The following is a 19,311-nucleotide window of genomic DNA, read 5'->3' on the forward strand; positions in this document are numbered from 1 at the left end:
TCATGATTGATTTTTATTGGTCAAAAAGCGCAAATGCTTTTTCCATTTTGATCTACTAGTTTCTCGTTACGGTTGGGGCGACACAATCCGCAGCCGCGATTACGACCGTAATCTCGGCGACCCCGTAGCAGCTTACGCTTCCAGAAGTTACCGTACTCCGCACGTAATAATTGGTTGCAGTAGTCGGAGATACCGTGGCCGAGATGGGGGCGGTGGCGGCTTCCGCATCAGCGCGCTTAGCGTAAAATGTTAGTACTCCGCCATCCGCATTCAGCACCAAGTCTGCTAGATTGACGGCTACCCCGGAACAAGTGGCGTTTGCTCCCGCCGTTCCAGCAATCACCGGCACCGGAGACGGTAGCACGTTTACGGCAACCGGTTCCGTACTAAAGCAATCAGAAGCCGAGGCACTACGCACGTAATAAGTCGTAGTGTCACCAGGTGCGACGTAATTATTCACTAAGGGGTTAGTCCCGGCTATTGCATCCGCCTGCGTACGGTAATAACTTACGTTTTCCGGAGGTGAGTCGGTCGTCACGAGCGACGATAGATCGAGTACGGTTCCAGCGCAGGTCGTACTGTCATTGACCGTCAACTCAGGTGGGGCAGTACAACAGCCGCTGAGGGGAATGTTATTTAAGACTATTTCAGGATCTCCCGCCTCGTAGATAAATGACAGGTAGAACAGATTCGCACCCGGGCTAAAGTCATCCATGAAGGCACCGTCGGTGGTTCCAGAACCAACTTCAAACGGATCGGGCTGGCCCGTTGGATCCAAAGGACCCGCCGATGCCAAATGAGTAGTGCTAAACGCATATCCAGGAGGCGCTGTGAAGCTCATGGTATAAACACCTGGCGTGCCGTCGGTTTCAAACTGATACCTACCCGTTGAACCATCCTCAATGATCAGGATTACCCCTGGACCCGATGCGGAGAAACTACCGCCGGGAATGATCTTTCCGGTTTCTTCACAGTAGAAGTAACCGATGGGGTCATAAATACAGGGGGTGGCGGGTACGACAATGGTAGTGTCCCAGAAACAAGTGTTTGAATTATTGAATATCCGAACCGTATAGGTAGCACCGGCATTGGGTACATCTGACTTGAGGTCAAAAGGAGCAGTACCTAGCGCAGTACCTGGATAAGCCGGCCCGCTATAGCTCGTTCCTTCACTGATGCCGTAGGCATCCGCGTTGGTGGAGCCCATCAAGACAATACGGGCATCGTCATTAGGCACAAGTGCATTCGTACATGTACCTCTGACCGTTATCGCATTAGCGGTCGGCGTTTCGCAACAAGAGGAACTGGCCAAGGTTACCGGTACGTCAGTAAAGCAATCATCTGAACCATTGAACACACGCACGATGTAGGTTCCGCCGGTAATAGGAATATTCTCCTTCACTACCGGTAAGCCCGTAATCGGCATCACGCCCCCGATCGACATCGGTCCGTCATAGCTTACCGCGTCCAGCGTACTTACGCCAAAGTGAGTAGCCTCCGTTTGGGTGGCCAGGGTAATCATCCCATCATCGTTGGACTCACTGTCGGCACAAGTCGAAGGGGTCGTGGTAAATGTAGCCGTGGGTAGATCCTTGATGGTCACGCTCATCACATCGGGCGTACAACCGGCGACCGTGTAGATGAAGTTGAAGACCCCACTGGCCGTAAGCTCAAAATCCACCATGCTGACCCCATCCGTCGTGGCTCCGAGCCTAGCTCCCGGAGGATTAGCACCGTCCGCCGTCCAGGTACCGCTCAGATCGATACTTGCCGTCAGGGCCGTACTCGAACCTCGGCAGACCACTTGATTCGGGCCGGCATCGGGCACGAAGGTCGTTGTAATGGCCACCGTATCCGTACAGCCAGTCACCTCATCGGTCCAGATAAAGTTGTAGGTTCCTGGTAAAGTGAAAGCCGTGATGGTCGTGGTTGGCACGCGGTTGAACGTAATCACGGCCATGCCCGGGTTACCGGCCTGTGCCCTCCAGGCTCCCATACCGGTAGCCGCCATCGTGACGCTGCCGCCCGGTTGGGTGGGGATACAGCTCAACATTTGATCTGGCCCCGAAGAAGGCTTGGCTGTTACGGTTACAAAAGTGGTATCCGCACACCCCGCAGCATTCGTCCAAATGTAATTGTACACACCTGCCGCACTGAAAGTAGTAATCGTAGTAGTATTGCTATTCGGGGTGGTAATGACCGAACTGCCGGGGTTACCCGCTTGCTCCGTCCACATACCAGTGCCTACCGCAGCCATCGTAACTGATCCGCCGGGGAACACCACACAGTCTGCCAATTGATTGGCACCAGCATTGGGTTGCGCGGTCACCACGATCGAAGCGGTGTCCGTACACATATCCTCGTTCGTCCACACAAATTCATAGGTGCCCGCAGCACTGAAGGTCGTAATGTCCGTGGTCGGGCTGTTTACGGTTGCAATTACCGCCGTGCCCGGATTACCGGCTGCCGGAGACCAGGTACCCGTGCCCGTTGCCGTCATGGTCGCCGTTCCGCCCGGCAATGCAGCGCAATCAACCATTTGATCCGCGCCAGCGTCCGGTTTAGCGAATACGAAAACAAAGGCCGTATCCGTACAGGGACCGTCACTCCAGACATACTTGTAGGTACCAGGAGCACTGAAAGTATTAATGACCGTTGTGTTGCTTGTGGTACTAACGATAGTAGACGTGCCTGGATTTCCGGGCTCTTCCACCCAGGTTCCGATACCCGCGGCGGCGGCCATCGTAGCCGTTCCGCCGGGGAACGATTCCAGACATTCGGTCGTTTGGTCGGGACCGGCATCAGGTTTGTCTTGTACCTCTACCATCGCCGTATCGGCGCAACCTTCGTAAGTCAGATAAAACGTGTAGGTGCCGTAGGCCGAAAAGCCGGTGATGGACGTCGTCTGGCTCGTCGGGAAGTCGATCGTCGCCGTCCCGGGGTTAGCGGGGTCGGCCGTCCAGGTACCCAAACCGACACCTTGCATCGTCGTCGTGCTGGTTGGCAGCGTAGTGACACAAGCGATTTGGTCGGGTCCGGCATTGGGCTTTAAGGTTACCGCTACCGATGCGGTATCGGAACAAGCACCGTTTGAATAGACAAAATCGTACGTTCCGAAATACTGGAAGGTCGTGATCGTAGTCGTCGGACTGTTGGGGGTCGTGATCGTAGCAGTACCCGGATTTCGAGCACTTGGCGTCCAGGTGCCCGTACCAGTAGCGGCCATCGTTACCGTTCCGCCCGGCAACGCCACACAATCAGCCATTTGATCGGGTCCGGCTTCTGGTTTTTCGGTGACGATTACCGACATGGTATCGGTACAGACTCCCTGGGCCCAGATAAAGTTATAGGTGCCCACCGCCGTGAAATCAGTAATGGTCGTCGTGGGGCTACTCGTACTGGTAATGGTCGCCGCGCCGGGGTTACCCGTCTGCGCCGTCCACAAGCCAGTTCCGGTTGCCTCGGCGGCAACCGATCCACCCGGTAATGTGATGCACTCCAAGGCTAGGTCAGGTCCGGCATCCACTTTATCGGATACCACCACCTGGGCCGTATCGGTACACATCCCGTCGGTGAAAATAAACTGGTAGGTACCCGCAACTTCAAAGTCGGTGATGGTCGTACCGGGGCTGGCATCGTTGGTAATGATCGCCGTACCCGGGTTACCGGCTTCCGCCGTCCAGGTACCCGTACCGCTGGCTGCCATAGTAGCCGAACCGCCCGGGAAGGACGGGACACAAGAAACCACCTGGTCCGGGCCCGCTTCGGGTTTAGCCGTCACGGTAATCTTCGCGGTATCCTGACAAGAACCATCGGACCAAATAAAGAAGTAGTCGCCCACCGCACTGAACATGGTCACGTTTGTTTGTGAACTGCTATCATTGGCGATAGTCGCCGTACCGGGGTTACCCGCCTGGGCCGTCCAACTACCCTCGCCGAAGGCAAGTAAAGTAGACACACCACCGGGTAATACCGCACAGTCTGCCGTTTGGTCATCACCAGCATTGGGTTTTTCAGTGACGATCAACTCCGGAATGACCGAAATAACCGTTAAGCTATCGCAAAGACACTGGCTGGCCCCCACTGGTGAATCCGGATCTTTGCTGATCCGCACCAATACGTTCTTGCCCGCGCAATCCACGCAATTCTCGATCGGAATAGCATCCGCGTAAGTATAGGTGTAGCTGCTGTCTACCATAAGGCCCTGATCGTAAACGAGGGGATCAAAGGAAATATCGCCAGCCGTTACGGTACCGGAAGCATCCATATCGAGGAATACCTCCATGATCACGTCGGTTCCCGCCAGAAGCTCAGCACTTCCGCTGTTGGTCAGCAGCCCCGTAATGTCCAGATTGGATTCACTACCCACATTGTCGCAACCCTGAGTGAAGGTAGCTACGGCGGTGGGGGTGATGTTCGGTTTAAAACTTTGCAGCTGCACTGTATCGACCCCGTTTTCAATGCCCACCGGACAAATCGCATTGATGGTGACACAGTAAACACCGGTAGAAATAATGGTACTCAACCGGCTTACCTGTTCCGGTATAGGTGCACACTTATTGCTCCCTACCGACTCCTCGTACTGGAAAGTAAACTTGATGCTGTCGCCCGGCATCACGCCTGGTGGCACTTGCCAACTCAACTGCTTGGTCCCGTCGGGAAGGTTGAGCACTATCGGCTGCACGGGCGGTGCATTGTTCGCACCGGCTGCGGCGGCATTGTAAGATTGAAAACCATAATTCTCCGGCAGGGTGACCCGTACCGAATCCGTGGCACCGGTTTCGTCACCGCTCACCAGCAGGTATACGCTGTAGTCGTAGCCCGCACCCGGCGTACAGTCGTCGATTTGCTCGATGGTGATCGTTGGATTGGTGAAATAACTTAAAGTGGGCGCCCCGATGATGGATAGGGGAGGGGGATTGGTGTTAAACAGGCTGGTGATGTCACCACAGCCTACTTTGCCCGCAATCATACTCTGTATTTGAGAACCGGAAGTATAGCCACATCCCGTATTATACCCCACTTGCAGCAGCATGATGTTTTCCGGATTTAAACTGACGTTACGCAACGTATCCGACAACGGCAGGGTCCAGCTATAAACACCGGCTTCCAGAATAGGATCTGCTACCGATACCCAGGCACCGGTACCCAATCTTAACCGCGTGTGTCCGGGTTCAATGAACGAATTCTGCGGCATCTTAAAGGAAACCTTCACCGAATTGGCATCCTGGGTCTGACTGTTGATGACCCGGAACTGAATCGTGTCTTCGACACAAAGATCTTTCAGCGGCGTAAACAGGCTGTCCACCATCTGCAATTCGCCCTCGAAGGTGACGTAATTGAAGGTGGCCCGGCGCGCATTAGCCTTGCAGGTGTACGCTTCCCACGATTCGGGGTAACCACTACAGGGCGTGCGGTCCGCATAGATATCCAGCCGGTTGGCGTTACACGTAGTAAGGGTCGTGTGAATATTGAAACGCCGGTTACCACCGTTGGGAATATAACCAACCTGCCAGATATTACTACCGGGTTCAGTAAATACCGTGGCACCCGTTACCTGGTCCACGATACTATCTATCACCACATCATCGCTGGGCGGTATGGCAATAAAGTCGTTTCCGTAAACGCCGGAGCTGCCTTTGTTGTACTGCACCGGCCAGATCACTTTGGGGCTATTCACCGAGATACTGCTACCGGCGTACTGGGTAAAGGAGTTGTTGTTACCTCCGGGCCAGTTCAGGTTGGCGGTGACACCTCCGCCTACGCCTACCAGTGTAGTCGAATCTAACCGTAGCCCTTCGGTTACCTCGTAGTCCGTAAAGAAAGCAAAGCCCGTCGCAATATCGGCGTGATCCTTCACGCAACCGACCAAATTGGGCGGCGGGGTGTAGGTCATGCTCAGATCAAACTGCGAAATGGAATACAGATTACTCTCTTCGGTGTCGTAGCCGTAAAAGGCGTGGATCGCCCGTAGGTCGAGCATGAGCGTATCGCCGGAATAGAAATACAACTCGGGCGGTAACACGTTATTTACCGGAGCAATACAGGACTCGATATTGGTACTCAAATAGGCCCTGACTGCCGTGATGGTCCAACGGCTGGACGCGGGATTGACAAACTTCATGTACACCGGAGCAAGAATATTCCTCACTTCTCCGGGGAAGGGCGAGTTGTTACATCCGGAAGCATTTACTTGTGCACGGGAACCGATCCGAACGACGTTCGTTGTTCCGCAGCTGGGGCCACCACTTACCAGCGAAGAAGTTTGATCCCTGGTCATGTCCACCGTCTCGAACCTACAGATAACCGAGTCGCATTTGAACTGCTCCGGGGGCTCCGGGGCCTGGACCAGGGAGGTATAGGGTACGTGCAGTAAATTCCATTCGATGACGTTCCAGCCGTAATGCGGCGTAGCGTAGGTCAGGTTTTGGACAAAATCGATGGTATCCCCATCCTGATAGGACGTTATCCCCGGAATGGTCAGCCCATCTCCGCCCTGCAGCGAGAGGTCCACCAAATAGGTATTGTCGGTATTGACGCCCCGGGAGTTACCTACGGCATCAAAAACACCCACGCCGGGCCTGGTCAGTGTTACCCTCGGGAAGTCCTTTTCCAGAAATTCATTACAGATTATTGCGGCGGGTAAAGAAACATAATCGATCGTACTTTTCATGTACAGATAAGGCACGCCCCCGGGTTTGGTGGTACGCACCACCATCCGGTAGTTCACTTGCAGGGTGTCCGTCCAGGTGATTCTTCTATCCTCTACTATATCGAAATTCAGCGATCCCGAGGCATCGGCCACCCCGTCACTGTTGTTGTCGGGGGCCCCGAAAGTCGACCGCATTTGATCAAATTCCAGGATTTGCAACCCATCGGCACAGGGGCCCGGACAGATGCTGTTCCATTCCATTCCGGCCTGGAAGTCGAAAGCACCCGATTCGATGCCCGGCTCGGTATTCGTACTGTCGATGTCGAAAAAGCGGGTCATGTACACCCGCCGCACCGCCGGGCCGGGGCATAGATTGACCACGTGGATGGCCAGCTCGAAATCGCCGCCACGGTAAGAATTGTCATAGCTGGCTTCGAAGGTACTCAGTGCCGTAGGCGGCAGGTCGCTGCGTTTGAAATAAACCAGGATGGTACTGTCGATCGCGGTCATGTCTTCTACCCGGTCGGCCTGCCATGCCTCGTTCGACCAGCTGCTCAGCCGGCCGAAGGTCGCGTCGAGATCACCGTCCCAGGCAATCCCGCCGTTCGTTTTAATTTTGATGTAAAATTGACTGCGCTCCGTAAAGAACGGCAGGTCCAATTCACCAGCTCTAAATAATAACCTCAGGGTGTCTTCTCCGTAGGCGCAGCGTTCCCGGTCCAGGTCGGTACTGTCAATCAGGGAGAAGCCGGAAAACCGGGCCAGGGGGTGCAAAGCACCAAAACCCGCCGTGTACGAAGGGATCGGTTCGGGATCACGACCATTATAAATCGTACTGGGGAAATTAGCCCGGCAGATTTGGTAAAGGCCGCCGGGACAACCCAGCCCCCGCCAGTACGTGCGCGCATCCACTACCCCCCCGACGGCGGGGCCAAAACGATACGCATAACAGGTATTACAAAAAACTCGGGAGCCTCCTCCACAAAAGTTTTGAGTGAAAGAATTATACTTTGTCACGGGGCCGGCCGTGCCGACCACGAAAGTGACCACCACGCTGTCTCCCGGGGCTATTTCTTCCAGATCGATCAGGGTGTTACTCGGCTGATCAAAATTATCGAACGGATAAGGTTCCAGTACCCCAGCGGTGTTGCTCGCAACGTTGGTAAAGAAAAAATTACTTGCAAACACACTCCAATTCGGGTGGTAGCGCTCATCCCCGTCCCGGTAGACCCAGATGGAGTCCCGGTCAATGTAGTTCAAGCCCGTGACCACCGGATGTACGTGTACGTCGATGGCGGGCGCGGTGGAATTATTTTTAATTATGTACTGGTAGGTTATGGGGCGGTTGTAAAGCTGTCCGGAGCTATCGCTCTTGATGTCGCTGATGATGGAGAGGGTCCGGGTGAGGTTGGGGATGTCCCCCATCGTTCCTCCGCCGGAGACGATAGCGGTGTTCACCAGTACCGTGTTGTTGGTGGTACCGTTCATACAGGTCTCCCCGTTACAACCCCAGTCGGCGCGAATGTTGCCGGAAACGGGCGTGGCGGAGCCAACCACCAGCAGGGTATCGTTGACGACTATACATTCGTTCTGGTCAAACTTGCCGTCGCCGTTACCCACGGTCATGAAGTCTGCGGCTTTTAGCACCGTCTGCCCCCTGGTGGTACCCGCACCGCTGACCGTACCCAGGTCGAAGCTTTGGACCACGATACTGGGGTTGTTTTGCGTGTCGGTGACCGTCACCGAATCGACCGAACCGAAACCACCATTACAGATGGTAACCGTCCGCACAAATGGGCTGTAACAACCTACCGAAGCGTTGGCATTCTCCAAGGTAATCGACAAAGACGGGAAGAGTATGGGGTAAGAGGGCGTTGTAGAGACCGCGGAAAAGGAGCAATCCCAAAAAACCTGGTAGCTGTTGGTGATGCTCGCCGCTTCGGTGGAAACATCACACGCTGCGGCGACGTCGAAACTGACGTCCACGGAACCACTACTTGGGATGTTCGCGATGTTGAAGGTCACCACGCGGTCATCCATGATGTTGCCACCGAAGGTAACACCGGTACCACTTACCGAGCTGGGGACGTAGCTGATGCCCGGAGGCAGGCTGTCGCGGAAGATCATGTTATCGATGGTGGCCGGACTCAGGTTTTTGACCCGTACCGTAAAGGTTCCCGTCCCGCTACAGGTGGTCACGGTAGGCGTAACGAGGTACTCCATGGTGACCACGTTGTTCAGGGCGGGTGCACACTCGTAGCCCAATTTCATCTTAGCCGAGTTGTTCAGGCTTACGGCGGGGAAGGTATTGACAAAGCCATCGCCTTCGGAAATTTGGCTCGTCGCCGGGATGGCGGTTTCGAAGATGCCGTCGTTGTTGTTGTCAATCAGCAAGATGGCTCCCTGAACTTCGGAGACGATCCTCAGGTCAACCGTACCCACCAAACCCGTTTTACTGACGTTCCAGGCCAGCGGCGTAGCTAAAGTAGCACCTCCCGGCAGGCCGGCTTCGGCTACCGGCGTGGTGGACAGGTCATTGTCGCTCAACAATAAATAGTTGTTGTTCACCAGGCTCGAAGGGTTGCTGATGCTGATCCGGTCGGTATTGACACTGACGGAGGTCTGCTGGTCCAGACAGCCGACTTTGTCCAGTCCGATCCCAAAGATGTTGTTGCTGTAAACGCTGTTCGCGGCGGCATCCCACACCACGGTTCCGTTGGAACTGGTGTAGTTGGTGGCGACCGTCTGATCGAGCGAAATGCCGTATTTTACGGCCAGGTAAGTTTGGATTTTGTTGTGTTGGGCCGCATCGATGGGCCCTGGGTAAGCGATGAATTCGGCAATATCACTGTTCGGAATATTATTGCCCAGATTGGACGTTCCCGCACGCCCGTTCAAGCCATTAAAGGTCCCACTTGATGCAAAAACCCGGTTATTCGAAGCCAGCACATTTTTAACACCGGGATAGGTTTGACCGGAAGTGGTACTGGCGTGAAAGCTGTATAACCTCGGTAAGGTATTATCCGGAATATTACCAAAAGGAGTGGTGACATCGGGGCCTCCCGGTCTCCAGAAAAGTGTGTTACTGAAAGGCATGTAAATGGCCAATTCGTTGCAGCAGCCACCACTTGCGGGACTCCTGAAAAAGTTAGCAGTTCCCAATGAGTTATTTACCCGCGTAACGGTATAAATATTAATATCATTGAGCGTATTATCTCCAGTAATACCTAAGGGGTTAGTCATCACATCACCCGTGAAATTTACGACCGGGTTGTTATTGATTGCCTCGTCGATTAACTCGGGTTGATTGGCCGCAAAAGCCTGACGATAGTCGACGTTGTTACCGCTAAAGTCGGGCCAGGTGTGTACCTTGCCGCCCTCAGACAGAACATCCTTAGCTTTAAGCCATAGTGCCATGTCGGCGGTAATGCCACCGGGAAAACAAGACTCCAGGTAACCGATTTTGAGTTTGGCAAAATTATCCAGCGACAAACCCTCGTAGGTGTTCGTATTACCCATGCTGGAAGTTGGGCTAAGCGCGGTTTCAAAAATGCCGTCGTTATTATTGTCCAGGAGGAGCACGGTATTGGCCGCCGGTGCCTCGATGGTGATGCCCACCGTACCCACGGTACCGGTTTTGCTGACGTTCCAAACCAGGGTGGAAGCCGCCACCGCCCCGCCGGGCAGGCCTGGCTGAACCTGGGCGCCGCTCGAAAGGCCGTTATCACTCAGGAACAAAAAGTCTCCCTCGCCCAGGGCGGAAGGATTGTCCAAACGAATCAGGCTGGAGTTGACGCTTTGCGAGCCGAGTTGTTGCAGGCCACTGCCGCTGTCCTTACCGACTCCGAAGATATTTTGATTAAAATCACCGTTGAAAGTATTATCCCAGATGATGGTACCATCCGAGCGGACATAGTTGGTGAAGATCGTTTGGTCGAGGCTGATGCCGTATTTGACGGCGAGGTAACTTTCGACCTTGTTCCGCTCGGTGGGGGTAACTTCCCGGGTAAAAGCGATGATTTCTCCGAAGCTACCTCCGAAGGATTCTGCCCTCGGCGCTCGGCCCAGGTAAACCCTGCCGGGGACACCTGGAGCCGTTACTCCCGCCGGAGTCCGGTTTTCCCCGTTGTAATAAAAGAAGGCATTATTGGCGACATCGTCATTGCTGGTGGCCGTACTGATGGTCGGGATGATGTTGGAAGGAATCTGAGCATTTTCGACCCATCCATCTGCAAAAAAACCTACTGTATTACCATGTGGCCCAATTAACCAGTTGTTATCACCCTGGATCGCTCTTCGGCCGGCGGTAGACGTACTGGTACTGTTGTACACCGCAAAGAAAGTATAAGGGCGGTTGTACATCAGTACGTCGGTGTTCATGGCATCGAGTCCCAAGTCGAAATCCACCGAGGGATTGCAGTTGAAAAGGGCGGACGAAGCGGTGTATTGCGGCCGCCGGTCGCTGAATCCTTGCGTGGTAGTGTATGCACCGGGGCCCTGATCGGCCCATTCGGAAATGCCGCCTCCAGCTACCGTCACCCCGGCATCACCTTTCAGCCAGAGCTTAAGGTTGGCGCTTACCCCGCCCGGCGCTTGGCCGTATGCCGTGTAAGATGCAAATAGAATGCAAAACGTAGCCAGAAGGAGCATTATTAACCCACGGCGTGCCACGCTTACCCGGTTAGGCTTGCTGGGATTAAATTTAAAGGACAGTTTCATAGAATAGGTCGTTTTCATGAGTAGTCAAAAAGGATTGGATCAAAGCCTTTTCGCTCGCGACGAAAGGCAGATCCACTAAGAATAAAAATCTCGTACATTACAGGTTACCAGCTCATTACGCTTATCAATATTCAGATAATTGACTGGCAGTCTCTAAGTGACTTTAGCACTTACTAGACATTATTCCGAATTAGATAATTGCTATCGCAAACCAAATTACCGAGCCGCCGGTAGACAGTCCTGGCCTACCGGGGCAAGGTCCAAAAGGCAATTACTCGAAATGGGTGAGCAGGGGAAAAAACGGTTTGAATTCCATGAGAGGGTGTTATGTAATGAGAGACAATTAAAACAATGCGTAAATTGGAAAGTCGGACAGTTACTTTCCACTGGCCAAAGTTGAGTCTACGGTGAATGTTATGACGAATAAAGAGGGGGGACAAAAGAGGGGACAAGCTAATTTTAGGAGATGAAAGCCAATGAATATGGGGGTAAAAAGAATTTCCACTGCGCTTATGGGGTGCCATTTTTCTAAAAAATAAAGCCTTCCATTCGCAATCACCCCGTTTTTTAACCCGACAGGAACCATTATCCTTTGATCTCGGGTACGTTAACAGGAATTTCTTGATTCCAGGATCCGGACTGAATCGCAGGGCCTATCAAAGACTACATATAAAGGCTTTCTGACGGGAACAAGTACGGCACTCCAGTATACCTGCTAATAAATTAATATCAGACGCGTGGTTTTCCTGGCAGGGTCCCTTTCTTGGGCTTGAATTGGTGGATAAAATCCTCTAATCCATCCTCGGCATTCAAGGGTAATTTTTTCCGCAGCCGGTTCCGCGTCTTCTTGACGCTATTCACGGAAATGCCTAACAGGTTGGAAATCTCCTTTGACTTGAGGTTTAACTTTATTAGTGTAAAAAGGCGCTCTTCTGACTCCGTTATCGTGGGGAATGCCTCTCTGATCTCCTGCAAATATCCAGGATTACTTTTATCAAAAAGCACCTTGAAATCAGTCCAATCGGTATTGGTGAGAATAGAGTGGTCAAATAAGTTTAGACGTTCTTCTTCTTTTGCCAGATTGGACTTTGGATCGTCAGCAGTGTTTTCAGTCGGACTGGAAGGAGTCTCAATTTTAGCCACCTTTATTGCTGCCAACGCTTCGTTTTTTTCGGCTAGCAACCTGGCTACAACCTGTAGATTTTGTCGATTGTTTTTAATTTCAGAATGTAATTGTTTCTTTTGCAATCTCCAACGCCATAGCGCAATCAATACAAGTAACAGCATTATTGCGAAAACTAAAATCATTCGCTCTAACTTCTTCTTAGCAATAAGTGCTTTTTGTTCACTCTCCTTCAATTCAAGTGCAAACTGGCTTTCTTTATACTTAGCCTCCAGGGCCGCAATTTTTAGCTTTGTTTCGTCACCAATCAGACTATCCCTGAGCGAATGGAACTTTTCCTGGTACTCCATTGCAGTCCGATAGTTGCCTGCTGCTTCATAACTTTCCCGTAAACCGGCATAATTACGGAAGAGGATATGTTGAAAATTATGTTTTTTGTTGAACTGGGCGGCTTCTTTGAATTTTTTGATGGCCAGGTCAGTTTGCCCTGCAAGCAAATATGCGTTTGCTAAGTTGTTCATCACCGATCCTTGTGACATTAGTTCGCCCAATTCTTCGCTGATCGCTTTGGCTTCCTCAAGAAACGGTATCGCTTCATCAGGTTTGCCTTCCTGTGTTAATAGGGTGCCAAAATTTGCGTTGGCCGTTTTCAATTGTTTCTTCGTTCCAAATTTTCGCAACATGGGAAGCGCGCGATCAAAGTATTGTCGAGCAATGTTAAAGCTGTCCTTCAATCCATACATGGCACTGATTTGCTCAAGGCTCTCCGCAACACAGAGACTATCACCCGCTTCGGAGCACCAACTCACAGCATTCTGATAAGCAGCAATTGCTGCGTCATTCTCCCTCAGTTTCACATTGAGGTGTCCACGGCGGTAGGCTACTCCGCCTCGCCAACCAATTTCCCCGGAAGCTTCCGCAAGATTTTCAGCAATAAGCAGGTGAGTCGTGGCTGTGGGAATATCCAATAGACGAAAATAATCGTAATAAAGATATATTTCCCCAATAATTTGGCGTAACGTGTCCTTATCAACTTCAGCTTTCTTAAGCCATTCTTTGTGAACCAATAACCGCTCTTCTGTCGGCAATCCCGAATCAGGTGGGGCGGGGTTGTTTCGTTCATAATGCGCTCGAAAATCTGCTTGTCCTGCGAGTAAAGAAGACACAAAAAAAAGGAAAGCAATGAAAATGTTTTTGGGATAAATTAACATCAAATCTTTTGTTGTTGTAGGAGCCTCCTGTGATTTCTGATCACAGAAGCATAAGCCATTCTCAAATAGAACTAGTAAGCAAAAAGTAAAAGAAGGGAGTTTGGACCTGACTTTTACCACTCTGGAGTGGTTGTCCCCCCTTTTGTCACCCAAAATGAGTGATTTCAAATATTCTTCCACCGACATTTTGACCCTACGGTGTCTCCTTACGGCTGTTGAATGGTTGCCCCCTTATTGATGATGCTTAGGTGCTGTCCTGGTGGACTCTTCTTTAGTCTGTTTGAATTTCTTGCCAAACCAGGAGCATTGGAGTAGGGTGGACTACTGCTTCTTAACCTTTTATGGCACCTGCGCGCCGCCGCCCTGATGATTTAGCAGAAAAATGATGGAACCCAATCACTTTGATCCCCCGGAAACTCCGTGGTTTTCATTCAATTGGGGGCAAAAGGGCTTAATAAGAAAATGTCGGAACCTATACCCAAACCGTGAAGGTTTGGGATGCAATTGACCTGAGATCAATAGTTTTTGCTGGCGCTCAGCGCCACTTAATTTCCCAGACCACTTCGTGATGAGCATATAATGCGGGAAAATAAGACAAACAGTGATCTGTACCCCTTTTTGCCCCCCCAACTTATACCCGGAATCCGCTGCTTGTTGTTGAAATTTGTAATTCCTGGTTAATGACCAATTAACTTCCGGATTCACCCTCTCAATGAAAAAACGACTCTTATGAAAAAGATTATTTTATTCCTGTGTTTTGCCATGACTTCAGGTCTGATTATTTATCAAATCAGCAACAGGATGCCTGTTCTGCATGACGTGGCGAGTCAGTATGAAGAAGAAGATAGTAAGTATGAAGAAATCCACAAAAATTCAGATTGGTATCGGGCGATGAGCGAACCGAATGCTGATTATTTTAAAGTTAAGTCGGCGTATGAGAAATTCTTCGGTGATCACAAGTGGGAAAAGAGCAAAACCCGACAATTGGGAGAGGGTTGGCTTAAGACTAAGTTGGCTTACTTAGATAAAGACGGTAGAGTACAGGACGAACCACCGTTTGAGGCATCAAGGCATACGGCAACACACTCCGTTATGACGGGGACCACGATGAGCGTTGGTTCCTGGGATATGTTGGGGCCCGTCAATAGTTTCGGAGCACCCTATGGAAGTATTTATAATCATGGAGGATACGTTTATCTGACCAGATTTGACCCCACTAACACTTCGAAGGTGTTTGCCTCCTTTATAACTGGTGGTCTTTGGATGACTTCTAATGATGGAGCCGATTGGACGCTTACTGATGCCAATATGCCAGATGATTTTTATCACGACATAGACGTATGTATAAACTCTCCTTCTATCGTTTATGCTGTCACAAAGACACGCGTCATCAAATCTAAAGATGGTGGACTGACCTATTCCAATACCGGTTTAACCTCAGCTACTCACCCGGGTATTGGCTACGATATCGCAGTTTCGCCCACCGATCCTAACGTAGTTGTAGCAAGGTGGAACGATAAAATTTACAGAACTATAGATGGTGGAGATACCTGGGCAATAATTACCTCAGGATTGCCGAATCACGTAGTTTTTGATAGTGGTGTCATAAGTGAAATGGTTGATTGGAGCACGACAGACAACAAAGTTGTGTATTTCTTAAGTACTTCGCATGATGATAAAGTAACCGTATATAGGTCTGGAGACGCAGGGGCTACCTTCTCAGCAATACAGACTATTACACTCGCAGCGCCAGCAAATGGCTTAGTAGTTGGCTGGACTAAATTGTTGTTGCCAACCAATAATACTTCGCATATCTACGTAGCTGTTGGGTCGGGTAGCAACCAGAATGGTCACCATGCAGTACATCTGTATAAGCTGGATAAGACTACCGGAACTATTGCAACGAGCAGAATCAACATGATTAATGGTACTGCCCCCAATGAACTACACCACGGAGATCTGGTAATGGATAGGAATGATGAGAATAAGATGATTTATGGTACTTATTCTCAGGGAAAGATCCATTTTTCATCAGATAATGGAGTAACATTCACCACCCCTGCATCTGATAATACTCATTCCGACATCCGTTCCTTGGATATGATCGGTGGTAAAATAGCTACTGGGTCTGATGGTGAACTTACAATTTCTACAAACGGAGGTGTTACCATGAGTTCGATCTCTAATCCAATTAGCAACCATGAACTTTGGGGATTTGGTGCCGCTTTTAAATCTGATCTGATCGCTGTTGGTACGAATCATGGCCCCGTGATGATCAAAGAATCACATAACGGTTTTGATTGGTATAATGGCTATGGGGCAGATCAGCAAAATACGGATGTCAATCCACTTGATGATCGCTACATACACACCAGAGGATATGCTCAAAGACGATTAGTCAGGACAGGGCCTCATACGTTAATTTCTGAAGACAACTTGTTAGACATAGGCGGTTTAGAGTATTTTAATAATGTGGCCTTTCACCCAAATTTGTACAACACGATGATTACCCACCATGCAGGTGGGTTTCCTTCGGGTAATCCTAATCTCGCTACGTGGAAAAATTCATTGATACGAACGGATGATCAGGGAAATACCATAAGTATCGTTAAAACATTCGCTGGCCAGGTGTACCGGGAGAAGATATGCATGACAAATCCAAACGTGATGTACGTAGTCGTGGGATTGTCCAACAACAAATTATGGAAAACCACCAATGGAGGAACGACCTGGATTGAAGTTACCCCTTCTCTTGCAGAAAGTTCTTCCCTGACAAACATCTCCGATATTGCAGTGAGTGACGTAGATCCCAATGAAGTTTGGATTGTATACAGTGGTGTGCAGACAGCTGCCAAAGTCATCAAATCAACCAATGGAGGAAGTTCATGGCCCATAAACCTGACAACACCTACACTAAGTTCGCAACCTACAACCCGGATAGTACATCAACGAGGCTCAAATGGTGGCATTTATACCGCGAACAAGGATGGTGTTTACTACAGAAATAATACGATGTCAGATTGGACTGTTTTAGGTAATGGCTTACCTAAAATGGACATCAGGTGGTTATTTATCAACTATAATTTAGGTAAACTTAGAATCGGAACCTCAAGAGGAGCATGGGAGCACGACTTGTTTGAAACTTCTCCTCCTAAAGCACAGATTTCTGCTGACAAACAATCTATTCCCTGCCCACAAATTGCAACAGTTCAATTTAGAGATTACTCGACCGTAAGAAATGCCTCGGCAACCTGGTCCTGGAGTTTTCCTGGAGGTACACCCTCAACTTCTAGTTTAGAGAACCCAATCGTTTCTTATGCAGGTGCCGCTGATGGTAACTATAATGTTACACTTTCAGTTACAGATGCCCATGGATCGGATGTGCAAACGCTAACTAATTTCATCCAGGTTTCAGGAGGCAGCAGTGGATGTAGCATAGATACAATGCCTGGTACAGCACTAAGTATTGGATCCAGTACCGATGATGCTCAGACAACGAACGCTTTAGGGATAAGCACTGATAAGATTACCATGAGTTGTTGGATTAAACCTAATGGTGCGCAATCTGGAAACCCAGGCTTGATTACGACTTTAAGTGGTAATGCCACAGGATTAGTAATAAGAGGAGGAGCAGTCGGGTACGTATGGGGCAACAATTCTTACTCATGGGGTTATCATTCAGGTTTAACTGTACCCGCAGATCAGTGGTCTCATGTAGCCATGGTGATACAACCGGGTCAAGCTATTATGTATTTGAACGGTGTACCTGCTTTTAATAATTCGCATGGTTCACATGCCATTGATTTTAGCAGTAAATTCTATTTTGGGTCTGACAGAGGTAATTCATCTGATCACTTTATAGGGGATATGGATGAGATATGTATCTATAATAGAGCTTTAACAACAGATGAAATTAGAGAATTAATGCACCTGACACGCAATAATCCAAATGCGGGAAGCCTACCTACAACAGATGCTTCTTTAGTTGCTTATTACCAGTTGAATGAAGTCGGAACTTCACCTATTTACGATAAGACTGGTGGCAATCACGCCAATCTTTCTGGAAGTGCATTAAGAACTACTTCTACCGCACCAGTAGGAGGAGGAACTTTCCAGCGCATGAATGTCAACAGCGGAGGCCTGAAAAACTTCCTAAGGCCAGAAGTTGAAATTACCTTTCCTGCTTCGGGTACCTACCCGAATGGAGATATAGTCGTGACTCGTATTAACCTGGCGCCAGACCACCCAGCAGGGGTGAATCCTGTTTCACCTCCTGCTTATTGGGTAGTCAATAATTTTGGTATTAATCCCACCTTCTCCGAACTGGAAAGCATCACCTTCAAGGGCTTGTCCGGGGTGATTTCGGGGTCTTTCGCTACCTATGGCCTGCATAAACGGGCCTCGAACGCCATGGGTGACACCTGGGGAACTCCCATCGATGGTGCGGATGCCGCAACCAGCAATTCCCTGACCTTCAGCACAGCGAATGGCATCAACAGTTTCAGCCAGTTTATGCTGAACAGAGGCGTTATCTTACCCGTTGAACTCATTGATTTTCAGGTGCAATCTCTCAATGGGAAAGAAGTAGAAGTAAGCTGGGAAACAGCAACGGAGGTAGCGAATGATTACTTTGACGTGGAATGGAGTACGGATGGCCGGGTTTTTACTACTATCGGCCAGGTTGCCAGCCAGGCAGAAAACTCGACACAAACGCTGCGGTACGAATTTATCCACACTTCTCCTAACCGAGGTGTAAACCACTATCGATTGAAGCAAGTCGACCTCGACGGTACCTTCACCCGGACTGAAATCAAACGCATCACCTTAAATGCTTTGACTACTGAATTTGTGGTTTATCCCAACCCCGCGGTAGTTGGAAAACCTCTGTTTATTAATACGAATACGGAGGAAGCCTACTCTTTTACCGTTTATGATTCAAAAGGCCGCAGGGTGTTTAATGGTAAGTTCCAGGGAGACACTGAAGTAGATATTCCCGCACTGAAAAGTGGATTTTACGCCTACCAGATTGAACTTGGCGACCGGGTCGTCAATGGTAAATTGATTGTGGATTAATGTAATGATTCAGGATCAACCCGGATCCGGTAACAGGCTTAGTTTTTTTTACACCTAAGAAGGTGGTGATGGTTCGCTGTCACCACCTTCTTATCGTTAGTCTATGACTTTCAGAAGGTGGGTTCGTAAGGTGGCGCGGCCGCAGGTGCAAAAGGAGGATTCGGAGCAAAGACCGAAGCTGCGTTCTCTGCCTTTTTTAACTGCTTTTGTACCTGCGGCCGCGCCCTGATAATCAGGAGCACGCACCTCGTTTCAAGGTTCCATCGGATGTTGGGTGATAAGCATGCGTTAACTCTTGGAATGATGAGAGTGAATTAAATTGTAACATAAAGTGTTATAAACCGAATACCCTACGGCAGACGAACGGTCTCACCCATAAATCTTAAATAGTGCTCACAAAAAAGCCGCTGGCCTATTGACCAGCGGCTAAATCAGTACTCAGAAATAAGTAAGACGACAAAATGAATTAATCGTAATCAATATGTATAACCATTAAAATTCTTGGTCATAATTAATATTTCCTAAAATGGAAA

3 protein-coding genes are annotated in these 19,311 nt (G+C 49.9%); 1 reads left to right on the forward strand and 2 read right to left on the reverse strand.

Annotated features, from left to right (window positions below; genetic code table 11):
* Positions 1–55: 55 nt before the first annotated feature.
* Positions 56–11,371 carry a DUF11 domain-containing protein gene (locus B036_RS0111645; RefSeq protein ID WP_169435059.1) on the reverse strand — a complete coding sequence of 3,772 codons (11,316 nt, stop codon included), beginning with the start codon at positions 11,369–11,371 and terminating at the stop codon, positions 56–58.
* Between the two features lie 729 nt (positions 11,372–12,100).
* Positions 12,101–13,705, reverse strand: coding sequence for a tetratricopeptide repeat protein (locus tag B036_RS0111650; protein WP_169435060.1), 1,605 nt, complete (start codon positions 13,703–13,705; stop codon positions 12,101–12,103).
* 729 nt (positions 13,706–14,434) lie between these two features.
* On the opposite strand from B036_RS0111650, the gene B036_RS0111655 reads away from it, so the two are divergent.
* Entirely contained in the window at positions 14,435–18,778 is a 4,344-nt protein-coding gene (locus B036_RS0111655) for a LamG-like jellyroll fold domain-containing protein (RefSeq protein ID WP_020568901.1), read from the forward strand.
* Positions 18,779–19,311: the final 533 nt, after the last annotated feature.

The organism is Neolewinella persica DSM 23188 (assembly GCF_000373105.1).
GTDB lineage: Bacteria > Bacteroidota > Bacteroidia > Chitinophagales > Saprospiraceae > Neolewinella > Neolewinella persica.

Coding starts and splice junctions, on each gene's coding strand:
- B036_RS0111655 (WP_020568901.1), top strand. CDS start 14,435: ATGAAAAAGATTATTTTATTCCTGTGTTTTGCCATGACTTCAGGTCTG.
- B036_RS0111645 (WP_169435059.1), bottom strand. CDS start 11,371: ATGAAACTGTCCTTTAAATTTAATCCCAGCAAGCCTAACCGGGTAAGC.
- B036_RS0111650 (WP_169435060.1), bottom strand. CDS start 13,705: ATGTTAATTTATCCCAAAAACATTTTCATTGCTTTCCTTTTTTTTGTG.